Source organism: Bradyrhizobium diazoefficiens USDA 110 (genome assembly GCF_000011365.1).
GTDB lineage: Bacteria > Pseudomonadota > Alphaproteobacteria > Rhizobiales > Xanthobacteraceae > Bradyrhizobium > Bradyrhizobium diazoefficiens.
In genome coordinates this window covers 5,397,265-5,416,349 of the sequence record NC_004463.1, presented here as the reverse complement: position 1 = coordinate 5,416,349, position 19,085 = coordinate 5,397,265, and the positions used below count along the sequence as shown (strand labels likewise).

At 64.4% G+C, this 19,085-nt stretch carries 17 protein-coding genes; 11 read left to right on the top strand and 6 right to left on the bottom strand.

The annotated features are described in order from the left end of the window. Nucleotides 1–18: 18 nt before the first annotated feature. Both BJA_RS24555 and BJA_RS24550 read right to left on the bottom strand, forming a co-directional pair. Nucleotides 19–1,041, bottom strand: coding sequence for a sugar ABC transporter substrate-binding protein (locus tag BJA_RS24555; RefSeq protein ID WP_007610940.1), 1,023 nt, complete (start codon nt 1,039–1,041; stop codon nt 19–21). Between the two features lie 144 nt (nt 1,042–1,185). Further along, a complete protein-coding gene (locus BJA_RS24550; protein WP_038966296.1) occupies nt 1,186–1,590 on the bottom strand; it encodes a globin in 405 nt (134 codons plus the stop codon). Between the two features lie 480 nt (nt 1,591–2,070). On the opposite strand from BJA_RS24550, the gene BJA_RS24545 reads away from it, so the two are divergent. The 8 genes from BJA_RS24545 to BJA_RS24510 all read left to right on the top strand — a co-directional run bounded on the left by BJA_RS24545 (nt 2,071) and on the right by BJA_RS24510 (nt 11,225). Continuing rightward, the gene (locus BJA_RS24545) at nt 2,071–2,445 is read left to right on the top strand and encodes a DUF2946 domain-containing protein (RefSeq protein WP_028171733.1); all 375 of its coding nucleotides are present in this window, start codon (nt 2,071–2,073) and stop codon (nt 2,443–2,445) included. 84 nt (nt 2,446–2,529) lie between these two features. Further along, nucleotides 2,530–4,998: a TonB-dependent receptor gene (locus tag BJA_RS24540; RefSeq protein WP_162494110.1), complete on the top strand. Its 2,469-nt coding sequence runs from the start codon at nt 2,530–2,532 to the stop codon at nt 4,996–4,998. Between the two features lie 40 nt (nt 4,999–5,038). Further along, nucleotides 5,039–5,560, top strand: coding sequence for a copper chaperone PCu(A)C (locus BJA_RS24535; RefSeq protein WP_011087647.1), 522 nt, complete (start codon nt 5,039–5,041; stop codon nt 5,558–5,560). Nucleotides 5,561–5,592: 32 nt separating this feature from the next. After that, entirely contained in the window at nt 5,593–6,111 is a 519-nt protein-coding gene (locus tag BJA_RS24530) for a YcnI family copper-binding membrane protein (protein ID WP_038966290.1), read from the top strand. Next, nucleotides 6,111–7,670: a copper resistance CopC/CopD family protein gene (locus BJA_RS24525; RefSeq protein WP_038966289.1), complete on the top strand. Its 1,560-nt coding sequence runs from the start codon at nt 6,111–6,113 to the stop codon at nt 7,668–7,670. The genes BJA_RS24530 and BJA_RS24525 overlap by 1 nt, the downstream gene beginning before the upstream one ends. 152 nt (nt 7,671–7,822) lie before the next feature. Beyond that, nucleotides 7,823–9,142, top strand: coding sequence for a proline--tRNA ligase (proS, locus tag BJA_RS24520; protein WP_011087644.1), 1,320 nt, complete (start codon nt 7,823–7,825; stop codon nt 9,140–9,142). A gap of 90 nt (nt 9,143–9,232) precedes the next feature. Further along, nucleotides 9,233–10,513, top strand: coding sequence for a lipoprotein-releasing ABC transporter permease subunit (locus tag BJA_RS24515; protein WP_011087643.1), 1,281 nt, complete (start codon nt 9,233–9,235; stop codon nt 10,511–10,513). Nucleotides 10,514–10,520: 7 nt separating this feature from the next. Next, entirely contained in the window at nt 10,521–11,225 is a 705-nt protein-coding gene (locus tag BJA_RS24510; RefSeq protein ID WP_011087642.1) for an ABC transporter ATP-binding protein, read from the top strand. 131 nt (nt 11,226–11,356) lie between these two features. On the opposite strand, the gene BJA_RS24505 is transcribed toward BJA_RS24510, so the two are convergent. Further along, nucleotides 11,357–12,436, bottom strand: coding sequence for a zinc-binding dehydrogenase (locus tag BJA_RS24505; RefSeq protein ID WP_038966295.1), 1,080 nt, complete (start codon nt 12,434–12,436; stop codon nt 11,357–11,359). A gap of 109 nt (nt 12,437–12,545) precedes the next feature. Between BJA_RS24505 and BJA_RS24500 the strand changes: the two genes are divergently transcribed. Next, entirely contained in the window at nt 12,546–13,331 is a 786-nt protein-coding gene (locus tag BJA_RS24500) for a helix-turn-helix transcriptional regulator (RefSeq protein ID WP_011087640.1), read from the top strand. Between the two features lie 19 nt (nt 13,332–13,350). Here BJA_RS24500 and BJA_RS24495 read toward each other — a convergent pair whose 3' ends face one another. Beyond that, nucleotides 13,351–14,607, bottom strand: a complete 1,257-nt coding sequence (locus BJA_RS24495; protein ID WP_038966288.1) for a hypothetical protein — start codon at nt 14,605–14,607, stop codon at nt 13,351–13,353. A 218-nt stretch (nt 14,608–14,825) separates the two neighbouring features. On the opposite strand from BJA_RS24495, the gene map reads away from it, so the two are divergent. Further along, complete coding sequence (gene map / locus BJA_RS24490; RefSeq protein WP_011087638.1) at nt 14,826–15,575, top strand: type I methionyl aminopeptidase; 750 nt, start codon at nt 14,826–14,828, stop codon at nt 15,573–15,575. A 28-nt stretch (nt 15,576–15,603) separates the two neighbouring features. On the opposite strand, the gene BJA_RS24485 is transcribed toward map, so the two are convergent. After that, a complete protein-coding gene (locus BJA_RS24485; protein WP_038966287.1) occupies nt 15,604–16,932 on the bottom strand; it encodes an MFS transporter in 1,329 nt (442 codons plus the stop codon). A gap of 253 nt (nt 16,933–17,185) precedes the next feature. On the opposite strand from BJA_RS24485, the gene BJA_RS24480 reads away from it, so the two are divergent. Beyond that, the gene (locus BJA_RS24480; RefSeq protein WP_011087636.1) at nt 17,186–18,004 is read left to right on the top strand and encodes a transglutaminase-like domain-containing protein; all 819 of its coding nucleotides are present in this window, start codon (nt 17,186–17,188) and stop codon (nt 18,002–18,004) included. Here the strand turns inward: BJA_RS24480 and BJA_RS24475 are convergent. Beyond that, entirely contained in the window at nt 17,991–19,055 is a 1,065-nt protein-coding gene (locus BJA_RS24475) for an IS630-like element ISRj1 family transposase (RefSeq protein ID WP_011084514.1), read from the bottom strand. The genes BJA_RS24480 and BJA_RS24475 overlap by 14 nt on opposite strands. Nucleotides 19,056–19,085: the final 30 nt, after the last annotated feature.

Here is a 19,085-nt window from a genome sequence, read left to right as displayed (position 1 = left end):
AGATCAGATCTTGGAGGCTCAGATCAGGAAGTGATCCTGCATCCACTGCATCCCGGCGGCGTTGGCCTTGGTCACGACCGGGCCGTCGGTGACGACGTTCTTCGGGATGCCCTGTCCGCTCTTCTCGCCGCCGACGACGGCGGAAACGCCCGCGATGATCGCACCGCCATGGATGCGGCAGGACGGATTGCGCACGGTCGCGAACATGCGGCCCTCGCTCACCGCCTGGATTGCCGGCGGCATCGCGTCGACGCCGCCGATCAGGATGTTGGTGCGGCCCCGCGCCTTCATGATGTTGGCAGCCGCCAGCGCCATGTCGTCATTGTGGAAGAACGCCGCGTCGATCTGCGGATATTTCGTCAGATAGGTTTCCCAGAGGCGCGCGGTCTTCGAGACGTCCCAATCGGCCGGCTGGGTGTCGAGCACCTCGATGCCGGGAAATTGCTTGACGACGTTGTTGAAGCCCTTGGCGCGGCCCTGCGCGCCGGTATGGCCGAGCGCGCCCTGCGTCATGATGATCTTGCCCTTGCCGCCCATGGCGTTGCACAGCGCCTGCGTCACCGAGGCGCCCATGAACTCGTTGTCGGGAGCGAGGAAGGAGTGGACGTTGATCTGGTCGAGCGGAGCAATCAGCGTGTCCATGTCGATCACGGGCGTGCCGGCGTCGATCATCTTCTGCACGGGCTGGGTGAGGGTGCCGATGCCGAAGGCCTGGATCGCGACGAAATCCCATTTCTGCGAGGCCATGTTGTCGATCGCGGCGCGCTGCTTCACCGCATCGAGCTGGCCGTCGAACCAGGTGACTTCGACGTTGAACAGCTTGCCCCAGAATTCCGCGGCCTGCTTGCCCTGCGCACACCAGGTGGCCTGGAGGCCGGCGTTGGAGAACGCCGCCTTCAGCGGCTTCTCCGATCGTCCGACTTCGGCCGCCAATGCGGGGTTTATGCCCATGCTGCCGAGGATGGCAGTTGCGGCGCCGGCGGTCGCTGCCGCCTGAAGAAGATCGCGCCTCGTCGTCGAGAAATCTTTCGTCCCGGACATCGCTCGCTCCCATAGATTTTGGCGTCGGCGCGTCATTGATTGCGCGACCGAGGCGGAAAGTGTCTCACAATCGAAGAGTTCACGCCACCCAATCTGCGATTGCGCGCAACGTCGCGGCGAGCCGTGGTGGTGCAGCGCAAAGCGTCAGGCCGGAACGGTGACGTATGCCTCGATGTCCGTCAGCAACGTATCCCAGGCCTGCGCGATCTCGGCCGACCATGCATCGCCGAGCAGGTCGCGCAGGGTATCCCTGATGACCGCGAAGAACGCGATGAACAGCTCGCGCGGCGTGCCATAGGCATCGTGCGAGACGACTTCGCAGGCGATCAGCCGGAAATGTCCGCTGCGCGTCCCGGCGAAATCGAGGATCGCCTCGATCGTCAGCGCAAGCATCGATCCCTTCACGAGCTCGCTGCCTTGCGAGCGGAACATCGCTCGCGTTTCCGGGTGTTCGTCGAAAAGACGCCGGTAGACCAGCGGCGTGAGATCCGCGCAGCGCGAGGCTGCGCGTTCAAAGCTCTGTTCGATCGGATTGGGGGAGATAGTCATCAGCGTAGGCGCCATGCAGACAAAAAAAGAGCGGGGCCCTAGCCCCGCTCAAAAATTGTGTCGACCCTATTATCCCCGATTCTAAGATTTGCTCTTGATTGACGGGGCGACGCTGCGTTTTGCGCGCCAGGGGCTCCTCCCGAGACTTGGACCACCAGACTTCGACCTCTCGGCCAGCCTGAGCAAGAGGGATGCTAGATCAACTTTTCTCACTTGTCATCATTTTCGGCAACGATTGTTCAAAATAAGAGCAGTTAACGAAACGATCGGGCTTTTAGCCATGTAAGCATATGACAAATATAAGAAATCTGTGGATGGGCGGGGCGGATCGGCTGCCTCAAATGCCGGACCCGCCCCCGGATGGGGCGCCCGGACCACGGTTTTCGGCAAATTTGCGCTGGATCAAGAAGGCGGCGGAACTGACCTCGACTCAGGTCCCGGCGCGGTGTTTAGTTAGCGCACGAACGAATGGTTCGGCGGATGCGCGCACGGCTGCAAAAATTCCTACCCCTGGTCCTGCTCGCCCTGGCGATGCAGGTGCTGGCGCCGATCGCCGCCTGCTGGGCGGCCGGCCAGGCCGTGGCCGATCCGCTGTCGGCCGCCGTCATCTGCCACAGTGCGAATGAACAGGGCGGCCTGAACGATCAGACGGGCACGCCAACCGCGCATGGCGCTGCGTGCGCGCTCTGCTGCCTGGCCCAGGCCAATGCGTCGCTCGATTCGCCGCCAGAGGTTGCGCTCGCCATTCCCTTCCGCCATGCCGAATGTGTGGCGTGGCACGTGGCGGACGCATCCGCTGTTTCCGTCCATAAGGACGGAAGTGCTCAGGCGCGCGCGCCTCCTCGATTTTCCTGACGACCCTCGGTGTCGCCGCGGTCCGTCCGCTGGCGACTGATGCTGTCGAACAGCCGGGAAGAAAGCCGGCGTCAGGAATGCCTCATGTTACGTTGCCATGCCCGCCGTGGCGTGAGCGTCGTTGCCGTTCAGGCCGCGCTGCTTGCGTCGTCGAGCGGAGCCTTCGCCCAAAGCAGCAGCGCAGTGCTGCCGCCGGTGACCGTCGACGCGCCCGCTGCAGTGAAGCCCAAGCCACGCAAGCCGGCCGCTAATACGGCTGCCGCCAGGAACCGGTCGGCAAAGCCCGCCGGCGAGCGCGCGGCTCCTGCTGTTGCCAGCGAGCAGGGAGCGGCCAGCGCCCGAGCGTCGCTGGATCCGCCGGCCGCCGTGGCGCGCTATCAATTGCCGCAGCGCTCCTTCAGCGTCACGGCGAAGGAGGTCGATGAGACGATCAACCTCAAGGACCCCGAGGACGCCGTCAAATACATGCCGAGCCTGTTCGTGCGAAAGCGGAACGACGGCGACAATCAGGCGGTGCTCGCGACGCGAAGCTGGGGGCTGAACTCCAGTGCGCGCACGCTGGTCTACTACGATGACCTCCTCATCTCGGCGCTGATCGGCAACAACAACACGAACTCCTCGCCAAGATGGAACCTGATCTCGCCGGAAGCGATCGGGCGGGTCGATTACCTCAACGGTCCGTTCGCGGCCGCCTATCCCGGCAATTCGATTGGCGGCGTGCTGCTGATCACGTCAAAAATGCCGGACAAGCCGTTTGCGGTCGCCAAGGAAACGGTCTCGGTGATGCCGTGGAATCAGTACGGCACCAAGGACACCTACGTGACCAGTCAGACCAGTGCGGCCGCGGGTAATCGCGACGGCGCGCTGTCCTGGCTTGTCAGCGCCAATTACCTCGACAGTTTTCAGCAACCGTTGAGCTACACAACCTTCGGCACCACGCTTGGGGTGGGACCTGCCGGCACGACGGGAACGATCGCCGCCCAGAACAAGGCAGGTGGTGTCGCCAATGTCGTCGGCACCGGCGCGCTGGCGCATTCGCAGCAGACCTCGGGCAATCTGCGGCTCGCCTACGACATCACGCCGCTGGTGCAGGCGACGTACTCGTTCGGCATCTGGAACAATCACCAGACCTCCGATCCGCAGACCTATCTGAGGTCGACTGTGACGGGTCTGCCGACTTTCGGGGGCGTCAGCAGCTTTGCCAACAGCAAATACACCTGGGATCAGATCCATGTGAGCAATGCCGTCTCGCTCAAAAGCGATACCAAGGGTGTCTTCGACTTCGACCTCGCGGCCTCGAGCTACAACTATCTCCAGGACATCCAGGTCAGTCCCTATACGGTCTCGCCGTCGCCGGGCCTTGGCTATTCCCTGAACGGCAAGGTGACGCGGATGGATGGCACCAACTGGCAGAACGCCGACGCCAAGGGCATCTGGCGTCCGCTGGGCTATGACGGCGCGCACGAGGTCAGCTTTGGCATCCACGGCGACCGGTACCGGCTCGAAAACCCGGTCTATGCTTCGAGCGTCTGGTATAACACGCCATCGACGGGCAACGGCCAGCTCTATTCGACCGGCGTCGGCGAGACGCGCACTGGGGCTTTGTGGGTGCAGGACGCCTGGAAGATCATCCCGACTGTCAAGTTGACACTCGGCGGACGGCTGGAGAGCTGGCAGGCAGTTGAAGGCTTCAATCTCAACACCATGGCCACCAGCGCCGGTGTCATCACGTCCGTTGTGCCGACATGGCAACCGGGGCTGTCCTCGACCAACTTCTCGCCGAAGGCGTCGCTGTCGTTCGATCCGAACAAGGACTGGAATATCACGGCGAATTTCGGTGAGGCGTACCGCTATCCGACGGTCACCGAACTCTATCAGAACATCACCGTCAACGGCGTCACCTATCTTGCCAATCCGCTGCTGTCGCCGGAGCAGGATTTCACCGGCGAGCTCAATCTTGAGCGGCGCTGGGTGGATGGTCGGGTGCGGCTCACGGTATTCGGCGAGCGGACCAACAATGCACTGATCTCACAGTCGACCACGGTGACCGACGCAAGTGGGGCGCAGTCTGTGCAGACAGCGATCAGCAACGTCGCCGCGATCCGGATGCAGGGCGTAGAATTGTCTGCCGACAAGGATAACGTTCTCATCGCGGGCTTGCAGGTGTTTGGTAGCGTGACCTACGTCGACTCGCGGATCATCTCCGACCCGAGCTGGAAGGGCGCGACCACCGTCGTCGGCAAGCGCGTGCCTTACGTGCCCGACTGGCGCGCCAAGTTCGGTGTCACCTACAGGCCGAATGAGAATTGGGCCTATACGGTCGCGGCCCGCTACAGCGGCAAGCAGTACTCGACGCTGGACAACACCGATCGCATCTCCCACGTTTACGGCGCGTTCGATAACTTTTTCGTTGTGGACTTGAAGATGCACTATAACGCGACGAAGAATTTCGCGTTCGACTTCGGCATCGATAATCTCTTCAACGAGCAGTACTTCCTGTTCCATCCGTTCCCGGGGCGAACCTTCGTTCTCGCCGGCAAGTACACGTTCTGAAGGGTGGGGCGATGTTAACGACGACAAGAAAGGTAACGACATGAACAAGCTCTCACGCATCTTCGCACTGGCGGCGCTCTCGGCCGTCGTGTTCGCCGCACCCGCGTCGGCCGACGACGTCAAGGCCGGCGATCTCGTCATCTCGCAGGCGTGGAGCCGGGCGACGCCGGGCGGCGCCAAGGTCGCGGGCGGCTATCTCACCATCGAGAACAAGGGCACGGTGGCGGACAAGCTGGTCAGCGTTTCCGCCGATATCGCCGGCAAGGCAGAGGTCCACGAGATGGCGATGGACAATGGCGTGATGAAGATGCGCCAGCTGGACAAGGGGCTCGTGATCGAGCCGGGCAAGACCGTGAAGTTCGCGCCCGGCGGCTATCATTTGATGCTCCAGGAGCTGAAGGGGCCGTTCAAGCAGGGCGACAAGGTGCCGGTGACGCTTCAGTTCGAGAAGGCCGGCAAGGTCGCCGTTTCCCTGGACGTGCAGGGCGTCGGCGCGCAGGCGCCCGGCGACGGCGGGCACATGATGAAGGAAATGCCGGACCATTCGGGAATGAAGATGTGACGAGCATGATCAGGACCTTCGGGAGACCGAATATGTCGAAGCGAACCTGGCTGATCCTTCTCGGCGTGCTTGCGGCAGCGCCGGCAAATGCGCACGTCTTCCTCGAGGGCAAGCAGGCGAGTGTGGGGGCGTCGTACAAGGCCGTCTTCGCCGTGCCGCACGGCTGCGGGGGCTCGCCCACGGTGAAGATCCGCGTCCAGATCCCCGAAGGGGTGATCGCGGTGAAGCCGATGCCGAAGGCGGGCTGGAGCGTCGATGTCGTCGAGGGCCAATATGCCAGCGAGTACGACTATCACGGCAACAAGCTCGCCTCGGGCGTCAAGGAGGTGTCGTGGTCCGGCGGCAAGCTGCCGGACAAGAATTATGACGAGTTCGTCATGCACACGGTGCTGACCGACAAGCTCAAGCCGAACACGACCCTGTACTTCCCCGTCGTCCAGGAGTGCGAGGCCGGCGTCAGCCGCTGGATCGAAATTCCGGCGGAAGGGGCAGGGCATTCGCACGAGGGCAAGTCGCCCGCGCCTGGTGTAAAGCTGTTGCCCAAACCCTGATGCGCGTTCTCGCCGCGCTCGCGACGCTGCTCCTGATTGTCGGCTTCGCGACCGGCGCGTCGGCGCATGCCGCGCTCGTCTCGGTCGAGCCGGCGAGTGGCAGCATCCTGAAAACGGCGCCGAAGGCGGTGGAGCTGCGCTTCAACGAGGCGGTGACGCCGGGCGCGATTCTGCTGATCGACGGCGCGGGCAGGGCGCGGGACGACGCAAGCGTCAGCGCATCGGGCGAGACAATCTCGGTCGCGCTGCCGCCGGACCTGCCGCAGGGAACGGCGGTGGTCAGCTATCGCGTGATCTCGCAGGACGGCCATCCCGTCTCGGGATCGGTGGTCTTTTCGATTGGCACGCCGACGGCGACGAAGCCTCCGACCTCTACGGATAGCGGGCTGAACGCGCTGATCTGGCTGGCGCGGGTCGGTCTCTATCTCGGGCTGTTCGTCGGCGTCGGCGGCGTGTTCTTTGCGCGCTGGATCGCGTGGTCGATGATCGGGATGACCGTTCCGCGCGTAGCGCTCGCCATCGGTATTCCGAGTGCCACGGCGTCCCTTGGCGCGCTGGGCCTCGATCTCCTCGGGCTGCCGCCAGCGGCTCTCTCGACGGCTGCTCCCTGGAAGGTCGCATTCGCGACCAGCGCCGGCCCCGCGCTGCTGGTTGCCATTGGCGCGATGCTGCTTGCCTTGATGGCGTTGCGCAGCGCTTGGTATGCGCGTGCTCTTGCGAGCATCGCGCTCGTCGGCGTCGGCCTGTCGCTCGCGATGACGGGGCACGCTGCAACGGCGCCGCCTGAGGCGTTGACCCGGCCGGCGATCTTTCTCCACGGCCTCGGCGTCAGCATCTGGATCGGTGCTCTCGCGCCGCTCATCGCGCTGGTGTCGAAGCCGACGATCGCGACTCTTCCCGTCGTGAACCGCTTTTCGCGCATCGCTGCGCTGGCGGTCGGCGTGCTGGCCTTGACCGGCCTCGCACTCGCGATCGTTCAGCTCGAAAAGCCGGCAGCGCTGGTCGAGACCCGCTACGGACTGATTCTCTCGACCAAGCTTGCGTTGGTCACAGGATTGCTGGCGCTCGCCGCGCTGAATCGGTTCCGGCTGACGCCGGCCCTCGCCCGGGGCGAGAAAGGAACGCCCGCGCTCAAGCGCTCGATCCTGCTGGAAGGCGCGATTGCACTCGCGATCCTTGCCGTTGTCGCCGGCTGGCGCTTCACGCCGCCGCCGCGGACCATCGTTCCGGAGACGCCCTTGGTGGTCCACATCCATACCGACAAGGCGATGTTCCAGGTCCTGGTTTCGCCGGGCAAGGCCGGTGTCGATGACTTCGTGCTCCAGCTCATGACCGGTGAAGCGGCGCCGCTGGCGGCCAAGGAGGTGACGCTGACCCTGAGCCTGCCCGAGCGCGGTATCGAGCCGATGGAGCGGGACGCCTCGCTCGGGCCGGATGGCTATTGGCATGTGCGCAAGGTCGAGCTGCCCTTTGCCGGCCGCTGGCATGTGCGGATCGGTGCGCTGGTGACCGACTTCGAGAAGATCACGCTCGAGGACGAGCTTGAGGTGACGCCGTAAGGGGCGCCGCTGCGGCTCAAGCAGAACCTGAAGTCGACGGAAAATTGACAAGGAATCCCGCCGTGTTAGCGGCTTTTCCTCATTCCCGGTCTTGTGTTTTCGCTCCCAATCCGGTTTCACTGCAACCCCTCACTGATTCCCCGAGTGTTGCCATGCGGTTGTCGCGGTTCTTTCTGCCCATCCTGAAGGAAAATCCGAAAGAGGCGGAGATCGTCTCGCATCGGCTCATGCTGCGCGCCGGCATGATCCGGCAGGAGGCGGCCGGCATCTATGCCTGGCTGCCGCTCGGCTTCCGCGTGCTGAAGAAGATCGAGCAGATCGTGCGCGAGGAGCAGGACCGCTCAGGCGCACTGGAACTTCTGATGCCGACGCTCCAGCTCGCCGACCTCTGGCGCGAGAGCGGCCGCTACGACGCCTACGGTCCGGAGATGCTGCGCATCGCCGATCGCCACAAGCGCGAGCTGCTGTACGGGCCGACCAACGAGGAAATGATCACCGAGATCTTCCGCGCCTATGTGAAGTCCTACAAGAACCTGCCGCTGAATCTCTATCATATCCAATGGAAATTCCGCGACGAGCAGCGTCCGCGCTTCGGCGTGATGCGCGGCCGCGAATTCCTGATGAAGGACGCCTATTCCTTCGATCTCAACGAGGCGGCGGCGCGCGTCGCCTACAACAAGATGTTCGTCGCATATCTGCGCACCTTCGCGCGGATGGGGCTGAAGGCGATCCCGATGCGCGCCGAGACCGGGCCGATCGGCGGCGATCTCAGCCACGAATTCATTGTGCTCGCCGAAACCGGCGAATCCGGCGTGTTCATCAATCGCGACGTGCTGGACCTGCCGGTGCCGGGCGAGGACGTCGACTATGAGAGCGACCTCACGCCGATCATCAAGCAATGGACGTCGGTCTACGCTGCGACCGAGGACGTGCACGACGCCGCACGTTTCGAGCAGGAAGTGCCGGAAGCCAAGCGGCTCAACACCCGCGGCATCGAGGTCGGCCAGATCTTCTATTTCGGCACGAAGTATTCCGAGCCGATGAAGGCGATGGTGGCCGGCCCCGACGGTGTCGACGTGCCGATCCATGGCGGCTCCTACGGTGTCGGCGTCTCGCGTCTGCTCGGCGCCATCATCGAGGCCTGCCATGACGACGCCGGCATCAAATGGCCGGAAGCCGTCGCCCCGTTCCGCGCGGTGGTGCTGAACCTCAAGCAGGGCGATGCCGCGGTGGATGCGGCCTGCGAGAAGCTCTATGCGGAGCTCCAGGCCAAGGGCGTCGACGTGCTCTATGACGACACCGACCAGCGTGCCGGCGCCAAATTCGCCGCCGCCGACCTGATCGGCATTCCCTGGCAGATCATGATCGGGCCGAAGGGGCTCGCCGACGGCAAGGTCGAGCTCAAGCGGCGCAGCGACGGCTCACGCGAGACCATGTCGCCAGCGGACGCGGTCGCAAGACTTGTGGGCTGATAAGCCTGGTCGGCTGAATATTGTTCATCGCGCGATATCGCGGCCGCCAATCCGGCCACAATTGACCCCGAATCATGGGATTATCGAGCGATGGATGAAACCATGACCGAAACCGTGCAAACCGCGCCTTTTGCGCCATTCGAGTGGATGCTGTCGGCGCGCTACTTGCGGGCGCGCCGTAAGGAGGGATTCATCTCGGTCATCGCCGGGTTCTCCTTCCTCGGCATCATGCTGGGCGTGGCGACGCTGATCATCGTGATGGCGGTGATGAACGGCTTCCGCAAGGAACTGCTCGACAAGATCCTGGGGCTGAACGGTCACATCCTGGTCCAGCCGTTGGAATCGCCGCTGACAGACTGGAAGGACGTCGCCGACCGCATCAGCCAGGTCCAGGGCATCCGGCTTGCCGCGCCGGTGGTGGACGGCCAGGCGCTGGCGTCCTCGCCGTGGAACGCCTCGGGCGTGCTGGTGCGCGGCATCCGCTCCGACGACCTCAACAACCTCACCTCGATTGCCAAGAACATCAAGCAGGGCTCGCTCGAAGGCTTCGACGACGGGCAGGGCGTCGCGATCGGGCGGCGCCTCGCCGACCAGCTCTCGCTGCACGCCGGCGACAGCATCACGCTGGTGGCGCCGAAGGGCGCGGTGACGCCGATGGGCACGACGCCGCGCATCAAGCCGTACAAGATCGTCGCCGTGTTCGAGATCGGCATGTCCGAATACGATCTCGGCTTCGTGTTCATGCCGCTGGCGGAGGCGCAAGCCTATTTCAACCGCAGCAACGACGTCACCTCGATCGAGGTGTTCACCACCAATCCCGATCGCATCGTCGCCTTTAACAAGGCGGTGACGGAAGCCGCGGCGCGGCCGGTGTTCCTGGTCGACTGGCGGCAGCGCAACTCGACCTTCTTCAACGCGCTCCAGGTCGAGCGCAACGTGATGTTCCTGATCCTGACCATGATCGTGCTGGTCGCGGCGCTCAACATCGTGTCCGGCCTGATCATGCTGGTGAAGGACAAGGGCAGCGACATCGCCATCCTGCGCACCATGGGCGCCTCGCAAGGCTCGATCATGCGCATCTTCCTGATCACGGGCGCCTCGATCGGCGTGGTCGGCACGCTGGTCGGCTTCTTCGTCGGCCTCGTGATCTGCCTCAACATCGAATCCATCAGGCAATTCCTGTCCTGGCTCACCAGCACCGAGCTGTTCTCGCCGGAGCTCTATTTCCTGTCGAAGCTGCCCGCCGAGATCGACGTCGGCGAGACCACGGCCGTCGTCATCATGGCGCTGACGCTGTCGTTCCTGGCGACGCTGTACCCGTCGTGGCGCGCCGCGCGCCTCGATCCCGTCGAAGCGCTCCGGTACGAGTGAGGGGCTGATGGAGCAGCAACAGGGGGCTGAGGATGTTCCGGTCATTTATCTCCACGAGATAAAGCGGCAGTACTTGCAGGGCGAGGTACCGCTGACGATCCTGGACGGCGCCAAGCTTGCGCTGTGGGCCGGACAGTCGGTCGCGCTGGTGGCGCCGTCGGGCTCGGGCAAGTCGACGCTGCTGCACATCGCGGGGCTGCTGGAGGCGCCCGATTCCGGCGAGGTCTACGTCAATGGCGCGCCGACCTCGCAACTTCCGGACATCGAGCGCACGCAGCTTCGCCGCACCGACATCGGCTTCGTCTACCAGTCGCACCGGCTGCTGCCGGAGTTCTCGGCGCTGGAGAACGTCATGCTGCCGCAGATGATCCGCGGCCTGAAGAAGTCCGAGAGCGTCAAGCGCGCCAAGGAGATCCTGGGCTATCTCGGCCTCGGCGACCGCATCACCCATCGCCCGGCGGAGCTGTCGGGCGGCGAGCAGCAGCGCGTCGCGATCGCGCGCGCGGTGGCGAATGCGCCGCGCGTGCTGTTTGCGGACGAGCCGACCGGTAACCTCGATCCGCACACGGCGGACCACGTGTTCCAGGCCCTGATGCAGCTCGTCAAGGCGACGCGGGTCTCGATGCTAATCGCGACCCACAACATGGAGCTCGCCGGCCGCATGGACCGGCGGGTCTCGCTGTCGGACGGCCAGGTGGTCGAGCTCGAATAACAAAAAACTGCGAAAACAACCCCATGCACAGTAGCCGGCCCTGGCCGGCTACGATCGGGGTGACGCCTTGCAGCCCTTTGACAGGTCAAGCAAAACGGCAGCGACGGCGCATCGCCCCGGTGTATGGCGCTCTACGGCCGGATCACCGTCAATCTGAACGGCCCGCCATTGGCCGCGGCGTGTGCCACCGCCTCATTGACGTGATCGAGGTCGAACGCCGTCGTCTTGTACTCGTCAAGCCGCAGGAGTCCTGATCGCACCAGCGCGATCAGGCGGCTGGCCGCATCCGGCGGGTACATCCAGACGCCGTGGATGGTGATGCAGTTGCGCATGATCCAGGGGTAGGGCAGCTCGAGGCCCGCGCCGCCGGCCATGCCGACGCCGCCCATCAGCACGACGCGGCCATAGGCGCGCACCGTCATGACCGCCGCGCGCACCACAGTCGGACTCACCGAGGGCGGCATGATGTCGAACACGCAGTCGATCGGCCCCGGCGCGGCGCGCTTCATCGCCTCGCGGTCGTCGTCCTCGTTACCTGTGAGCTTGACCGGCTTCACACGGCTGCCGAAACGGCGGACGAGGTCGGCCAGAATCGTCTCGTTGCGCCCGGGCGTGACCACGCAGGCTGCGCCCATCGCGAGCGCGACAGAGACGGCGGCGCTGCCGAAATTGCCGGTGGCGCCACTCACCAGCACGGTTTCGCCTGCTTGCAGGTTGGCGGCGAGGAGGCCGCCATAGGGCACCAGCAGTGTCCCCAGCGCGCACCATTGTGCGGCTTCCTCGGACGTGATCGCGCCAAGGCGTTTGACGTTCTCGGTCGGCACCCGCATTTGCTCGGCAAACGAGCCATGGCGAAAATGCTTTTGCAGAAGCATGCCGCCGGCGCCGGCGGCCGTTAATCCCTGCAGGGCGATGTCGGGCGCGATCGCGTCGTCGCGCGAACGCACCGTCGGGTCGCAGAACACCCAGTCGCCGATCTTGAGCTTCGTTGCGTCCGGGCCGATCGCGCGCACCCGGCCGATGCCGCCCGGGCCCGGGATGATCGGCAAATCGAGTGCATAGTTGCGTTCGCCGCTGAAGACTTCGTTCATGTAGGACAGCACGCGCGTGGTGACGACGTCGACGATGACCTCGCCGGTGCCGAGCACCGGTTCGGGGGCATTCTCGATCACCAGCGGCGTTCCGAAGGATTTGAGTACGGCGGCTTTCATGATGTTCACCTCAAAGTGGGGTGAAACTCATATGCGCCGCCTTGGAGGGGACAAGAAGGCCTGGTATTATCCTAGTATCCTTTAGACCCTCCATCGCGGGAGCGACATCATGGCCGACCCACGCCGCGTCGAATTCGGCGATTTCCTGAGGTCCCGCCGCGAAAAGCTGTCGCCGAAGACCGTCGGGCTCCCGGCGGGCAGGCGGCGGCGCACCGCGGGCCTGCGCCGCGAGGAGGTCGCCCAGCTCGCCGGCATCGGTGTCGACTGGTACATTCGCCTCGAACAGGGCCGCACCGTCAGCCCGTCGGTGACCACCGTCGACGCGCTGGCCCGCGCGCTACGGCTCAGCAAGACCGAGCATGCGCATCTGAAGGCGCTGGCGCGCGACGGCGACAAGCGCGCCTTCACGCGCGAAATCGTGCCGCCGCCGATCCTGCGGATGATCGAGAGCCTGAATCAGCCGGCCTACATTGTCGGACGGCGCTGGGACGTGCTGGCCTGGAACGCCGCCGCGGAGCAGGTGTTTGCGTTTGGGCGATTGCCTGAGGAGGATCGCAACACGCTGCTCCTCGTGATGACCAACAAGCAGACGCGAAAGGCTTACGGCGCGGGCTGGGCGGACGTGGCCAAGCGCATGGTGGCGATGTTCCGGGCCACTCACGACGTCTGGGCCGGCGATCCCGCGTTCGCCGAACTGCTGACGCGGCTGCGGCAGGGCAGCCCGGAATTCGTCAAATGGTGGGAAGCCCACGAGATCCGCAGCACGTCGTCGGGCCTCAAGACCATGTCGCATCCGACCCTCGGCGTGCTGCATTTCGAGCACACCAGCTTCCAGGCCAATGACGATCCCGCACTGAAGCTCGTGATCTACACGCCGGTGACGGGCAGAGGCTGATGCATCGCGAGGCCTGAGCTCACGGCGACGGCGTGGCCGGAGGCGTCGTGCCGGCGTTCGGCAGCGTGGCTGGCCAAGGGCTTATCGGGTTGAGCGTCGACAGAGCGCAGGATGATTTGAGCTGTGTCCACACCGACGCCAGGCCCGTCAAGTCGATGTCGAATTTCGTCATGTCCGTCTTGTCGTCCGGCATCGAAATGGTTTCGCGGACATGCAGGGAGCGGGACGCCAGGATCGCCTTGACCATGTCGGGGTCGATGCTGCCGCGCCAGATCTCGACCTTGCCGGAACGTAGCGGAGCCCCTCCGACCTCCCTGTCCGTGCCGGCGTCCGCCGTCACCAGGATCGTGCTCTTGCCGGTGGCTGCTTCGTCGATTTCTCCCGCGAACGTCAGCGGCACGCGTTTCCTGCTTTCGCAAGACAGGCGCCACTCCATCATCCGGAACGAAGCGCCGTTCTCCTTCTTCAAGACCGCGATCTTGCGGACAAACGGGCGCGCTTCCTTCTCCAGCTTCCACATCGACTCGGCAAGCGGTCGGGTGTCGATTCCGAAACGATAGAGCTCGGCGCGCGTCAGCACGTGCAGGTTCTCGTACTTCACGGTCCGGATGAGGGCGTCGAGCTCACGGCTGATCCCCATCGACGCGATGAACTCAGTGCGGTCGCGATCGGCGCTCGCTATGCGGCGCTGCCTCGCCTCGGCGACCACCTGCGGGGGCGGATCCCCACGAAAGCGCAGGACCAGCCTGGAGTTATGGACCGCCAGCGCCGCGTCAGGCGCCACCTCGCGGGATGTCGCCCCGAGAAACAGGTAACCGCAGGCCGAGTTGCACATCGCATTGCGCGTGGTGAGCTCTGCCTCGACCTCGCCGCCCGCGTTCTTCACCTTCAGGCAGGTGGCGTCCACCTGCGTGCCCGCTGAGCACGCGGTCGCGGTGGTGTGACCAACCCGGGCGACTGCCTTGCGGCTGCGCAGCAACCGCCCGATCACGTAGGACTGCTCCACGTTGCCGCCGGGCGAATGAAGGTAGATCGGAAGCTGCGTCTCCTTGACGCCGGCGAGGAAGCGGCGAATGCGCGGCGCGGCGTCCTGATCGATCTGGCCCTCGATGGCAATCCAGCGGTCGCAACCCGGCCCGCACGCGTCGGGCGCTCCCTTGGCGAGATAGATCGTCAGCCTGGATGCAAATCCGGCCTTCTCGGCCGGCGTTCCTTCTGCACGCAAAGCGCCCGGGATCGACAGCAAGGTCACGAGGAGCAGAATACGGGCGAGCATGAACTGACGGGACCACACGCGGCGAAAACAGACGCGAAAGCTATCCGAAGATCGGTGCGATCACAACCTTTGGTGGCGTGTCGGAGCGCCGATTATTCTGCGTCCACGAACGCAACCTCATCCGGCTCCGCATGCGAGGTCTACGAATTCGCGCGGGGCTCGCACGTTTGCAAGTCGAGTTCGCAAGCGCTATGTCCGGGCTTTCGAGAGCGCCCAAGATGACAATCTCCGATGACAACGACCTCACGCGCCTGAAAGAGATCGGGCGCATCGTCGCCAATACCCTTGAGGCGATGGGGAAGGCGCTCGAACCGGGCATGACCACCTCCGAGCTGGACCAGATCGGACGAAGATTCCTGGAGACAGCCGGCGCACGTTCGGCTCCGGAGCTGGCCTATGCCTTCCCGGGGGCGACCTGCATCAGCGTGAACGAGGAGATCGCTCATGGCATCCCCGGTGACCGACGGATCGCGCGTGGCGACCTCGTCAACATCGACGTTTCAGCGGAGAAGAACGGCCTCTTCGCGGATACGGGAGCCTCGTTCGCCGTCCCGCCCGTAACCCGCGCGATCGAACGTCTTTGCAGGGATGGCCGGCGGGCCATGTGGACGGGCCTGCGGCAGGTCGGGGCTGGCAAGCCGATCGCCGGCATCGGCCAAGCCATCGGGACCTTTGCGCGGAAGAACGGCTACAGCCTTGTCAGGAACCTTGCCAGTCACGGTGTCGGCTTGTCGCTCCATGAGGAGCCGACAGAGATCGCAACATGGCCCGATTCCTCCGAACGCCGCATCATGAGCGACGGCCTGGTGTTCACCGTCGAGCCGTTCCTGTCCTTGGCCGCCGAGTGGGCAGAGAATGGCGATGATCCGTGGACGCTCTACAGCAGTCCCGAGGCGCCGACCGTGCAGTACGAGCACACCGTCGTCGCCACTCGACACGGACCTTTGATCGTTACGATGGCCGGTTAAGTCCGCCCAGGCCAGAGCCCGAGACGTCTCATGCGTCACCTGCCACCGGATCCCTGTGAGAAGCCGAACGGCTCTGGTCATCCGGCGCCAGCGGTGGCGACGGTCTTGCGGCAGCGTTCTTCAGCGGAGCAGCGTCGAGTTCTGAGGTGATCTGGACCGGCGCAGATCCGGCGTCGCGAGAGGCGACGATCCAGATCAGGAAGCCGAGAAGCGCGAGTGCAGCGCCGACGGGCCCGGTGGAGGTCCAGCCCAGCCCCTCGCGAATGGCAAGGCCGCCGAGGAACGGGCCGAGCGCGTTGGCGGTGTTGAACGCCGAATGGTTCAGCGCGGCGGCGAGCGCCTGCGCGTCGCCCGCGACGTCCATCAGCCGGGTCTGGAGGATGGCGCCGAGCGAGACGCCGGCGCCGATCGCGAAGATGTCGATCGCCAGCAGCCAGGGATTGCCGGCCGCAAGCGGAAACACCAGCAGCGCGACCGCCGAGAACAAGAGAATGACGCCCGCCGTCGGCATCAAGGCGCGGTCCGCGAAGCGCGGCACGAACAGATTGCCGAGCGTGGCGCCGACGCCGAACACGGCGAGAAAGAACGGAATCACCGCGGGGCTGACCTTGGTGACCTCGATCAATGTCGTTGCGAGGTAGGTATAGACGGCGAACATGCCGCCGAAGCCGATGGCGCCGATCGCCAGCGTGATCCAGACGCGGCCGCTTCTGAGGGCGTCGAGCTCTCGCAGCGGGTCCGACCTGCCGGCCTGGTCGCGCGGCGCGAACAGGGCGCAAAGCAGGACCGTGAGCAGGGCCAGCAGCGACACGAGGCCGAAGCTGGCGCGCCAGCCGACCGTCTGGCCGACCAGATTGGCCAGGGGCACGCCGATGATCGTGGCGCCAGTCAGGCCGAGCATCACCTGGCCGATCGCCCGCGAGCGGCGATGTTGAGGAACGAGCGAGGCTGCGACCAGCGCGGCGATGCCGAAATAGGCGCCATGCGGCAGCCCTGCGAGAAAACGGGCCGCGATCATCCAGCCAAACCCCGGCGCAAGCGAGGTGAGCGCATTGCCGAGCGCGAACACGGCCATCAGGGCCAGGAGCTGCGTGCGCCGGGCGAAGCGCGCACCAAGCACGGCGATCAGCGGTGCGCCCAGCACCACGCCGAGCGCGTAGGCACTGATCGCGTGTCCCGCGGTCGGCTCGTCGACCCGAAGGTCGGCGGCGAAGAACGGCAGCAGGCTCATCGATGCGAATTCGGTGGTTCCGATCGCAAAGCCGCCCATCGCGAGCGAGAACAGGACGATGGCGAGGTGAGGGGGCGCGGAGGCCGCGGTCGCGCGGAGCGAGGTCGCTTGAGGCGATATCGACATGTGTCCTGCATTGGTGGCGTCAACGGGAACCAGCCCAGCGAACGTCGCCACCCCTGCAAGATTTGTCTGTCGTACTTAAACCGAGAGCGGTCTGCGTCAACACCGGAGACGCGATGCAAGGCTGGCCGCATATCAGTGTCCCGATTTGGGTGTGCCACCGCTCGCGCGCATACGGTCATCAGGTACGCAGATCACGTCGTTGTGCGGGAACAGGAGGCTGATAGGATTTGCGTATCCTTGCCGGAATGCCTCGATGATTGAACCCGCGACGTCCGACTACGCCAGCCATAGCGCGCTCACCGATCCCGGTCCTTACGCCGCGTTGATCAGCGGCCTGCCGCCGGATGTTGCAATCGTGTGTCGCACCCTGCACGGCCTGCTGATCCACGAAGCATGGATCGAGAGGCAGGGATTGAACCCCGCGGCCTTCGCCGGTCAAAGCCGTGACACGTTGCCTGTGGCCCGGCGCCTGGAGCAACTTCTGACGATCGACCAGAGGCCGCTGACCGTCGCCCGATCGGGCGAGGCGAGAGTTTTGAGCACGTGCCGGGACTTTTCATTGATGCTGTGTGGTGTTCTGCGCCATCACGGCGTGCCGGCCCGCGTCCGCTGCGGTTTCGGCAGGTACTTCGCCGGGAATCCCTACGACGATCATTGGGTGTGCGAATATTGGGCTCGGGATGAGCAACGCTGGGTCCTCGTCGATGCTCAACTCGACGAATTGCACCACGATGTCCTCAAGTTCGATTTCGAGCCGATCGATGTGCCTCGTACGGAGTTCATCACCGGCATCGAGGCATGGAAGCTATGCCGCACCGGCGCCATCGATCCTGCGCAGCTTGGCCACGGAACGACGACCGGTCTGTTCTTTGCGCGCGTCAACCTCGCGCGCGATCTGCTCGCGCTCGCCGGGATCGAGACCTCGGCATGGGATAATTGGCGCGCCGCGCGCGAACCACATCGCGCGTTGGATGATGCAGCTCTGTCGCAATGTGACGGCATCGCGCAGCGCGGTGAGGCGGGCGCGATCGAGATCGCGCCGTCACTAGTACCCGGAATCAGAGCTGAGTGATACGGCGGCCTTTGAAACGGCGTTGACGGACCTTTTTCTTGGTCCAGACGAAGGGCTCGGCTCTGTCGTTGTATGCGTTGACGTAGGCATCGATGTGTTCCTGAAGCTGCTTGAGGCTCGTGAAGGAGGTGCCGCTGAGCGACTGCCCCTGCAAGATGGAAAACCATACTTCGACCTGATTGAGCCATGACGCACTTGTCGGCGTGAAATGAAATTGCACGTTGGGGTGGGCCTTGAGCCAGTCCTCGTTCTTTTTATGGGTGTTGAGGTTGTCGAGGATGACGTGAAGCTTGCGGTTCGGAAAAGTCGCGGTGACGCTGTTCATGAAATCGAGAAACTCGACGCGGCGCCGGCGTTTTGAATGGGTCGCGATGATCTTTCCGGTGGCGACTTCGAGCGCCGCAAACAATGTTGTGGTGCCATGCCGCTTGTAATCGTGGCTTTGGCCGGTTAAGGCGCGGCCATTGGGCAACTTCAGATAACCCTGCGCTCGCTCCAAAGCCTGGATCGAGGGCTTCTCGTCCACGCACAGCACAATGGCCTTCGCCGGCGGCGCGACATAGAGGCCGACAACATCGGCGGCTTTGGCCGTAAAGTTCGGGTCGTTGCTCTCGCACCAGGACTTGCGAGCCACCAGGTCAATCTTGTGGCTGCGCAGGAACCGCCAGACATATTGGACATCGACATCGCCCAGCGCCTCGGCCAGCAGGGGGCCGGTCCAGCGCGCAAACCCTTGCGGTGGCGGCTTATCCAGCAGCTTCAGAATCCGCTTGTCGGTCGTCTTCGTATAGATCGGCTGCTTGCCAGGCCGCGGCTTGTCTTGCAGCCCTTCAAGGCCATGGTCGGCATAGCGATGCCGCCAAAGGCTGACAATCCGCGGCTGGACCCCAACTTCCTTGGCGATCGACCGGGTGCTGCGCCCATCCGCCGCCAACAGAACTATCCGCGCCCGCTTCAAATCGCGCTGCAACGTCACCGGTGAGCGACAGCACGCCTCAAGCACCTTGCGATCTTTCCTCGAAAGGTGGACTTCTCTTGCTTCGGGTATCATCCCGACCTTGAATCACGACTCACGTTCCAA

What these genes read in the sequence shown, in the direction of transcription:
- BJA_RS24500 (WP_011087640.1), top strand. Translation starts at nt 12,546, where the DNA reads ATGGCCGACCCACGCCGCGTCGAATTCGGCGATTTCCTGAGGTCCCGC.
- BJA_RS24510 (WP_011087642.1), top strand. Translation starts at nt 10,521, where the DNA reads ATGGAGCAGCAACAGGGGGCTGAGGATGTTCCGGTCATTTATCTCCAC.
- BJA_RS24540 (WP_162494110.1), top strand. Translation starts at nt 2,530, where the DNA reads ATGTTACGTTGCCATGCCCGCCGTGGCGTGAGCGTCGTTGCCGTTCAG.
- BJA_RS24480 (WP_011087636.1), top strand. Translation starts at nt 17,186, where the DNA reads ATGATTGAACCCGCGACGTCCGACTACGCCAGCCATAGCGCGCTCACC.
- proS (WP_011087644.1), top strand. Translation starts at nt 7,823, where the DNA reads ATGCGGTTGTCGCGGTTCTTTCTGCCCATCCTGAAGGAAAATCCGAAA.
- BJA_RS24495 (WP_038966288.1), bottom strand. Translation starts at nt 14,607, where the DNA reads ATGCTCGCCCGTATTCTGCTCCTCGTGACCTTGCTGTCGATCCCGGGC.
- BJA_RS24525 (WP_038966289.1), top strand. Translation starts at nt 6,111, where the DNA reads ATGCGCGTTCTCGCCGCGCTCGCGACGCTGCTCCTGATTGTCGGCTTC.
- BJA_RS24530 (WP_038966290.1), top strand. Translation starts at nt 5,593, where the DNA reads ATGTCGAAGCGAACCTGGCTGATCCTTCTCGGCGTGCTTGCGGCAGCG.
- BJA_RS24550 (WP_038966296.1), bottom strand. Translation starts at nt 1,590, where the DNA reads ATGACTATCTCCCCCAATCCGATCGAACAGAGCTTTGAACGCGCAGCC.
- BJA_RS24555 (WP_007610940.1), bottom strand. Translation starts at nt 1,041, where the DNA reads ATGTCCGGGACGAAAGATTTCTCGACGACGAGGCGCGATCTTCTTCAG.
- BJA_RS24475 (WP_011084514.1), bottom strand. Translation starts at nt 19,055, where the DNA reads ATGATACCCGAAGCAAGAGAAGTCCACCTTTCGAGGAAAGATCGCAAG.
- BJA_RS24515 (WP_011087643.1), top strand. Translation starts at nt 9,233, where the DNA reads ATGGATGAAACCATGACCGAAACCGTGCAAACCGCGCCTTTTGCGCCA.
- BJA_RS24545 (WP_028171733.1), top strand. Translation starts at nt 2,071, where the DNA reads ATGCGCGCACGGCTGCAAAAATTCCTACCCCTGGTCCTGCTCGCCCTG.
- BJA_RS24535 (WP_011087647.1), top strand. Translation starts at nt 5,039, where the DNA reads ATGAACAAGCTCTCACGCATCTTCGCACTGGCGGCGCTCTCGGCCGTC.
- map (WP_011087638.1), top strand. Translation starts at nt 14,826, where the DNA reads ATGACAATCTCCGATGACAACGACCTCACGCGCCTGAAAGAGATCGGG.
- BJA_RS24505 (WP_038966295.1), bottom strand. Translation starts at nt 12,436, where the DNA reads ATGAAAGCCGCCGTACTCAAATCCTTCGGAACGCCGCTGGTGATCGAG.
- BJA_RS24485 (WP_038966287.1), bottom strand. Translation starts at nt 16,932, where the DNA reads ATGTCGATATCGCCTCAAGCGACCTCGCTCCGCGCGACCGCGGCCTCC.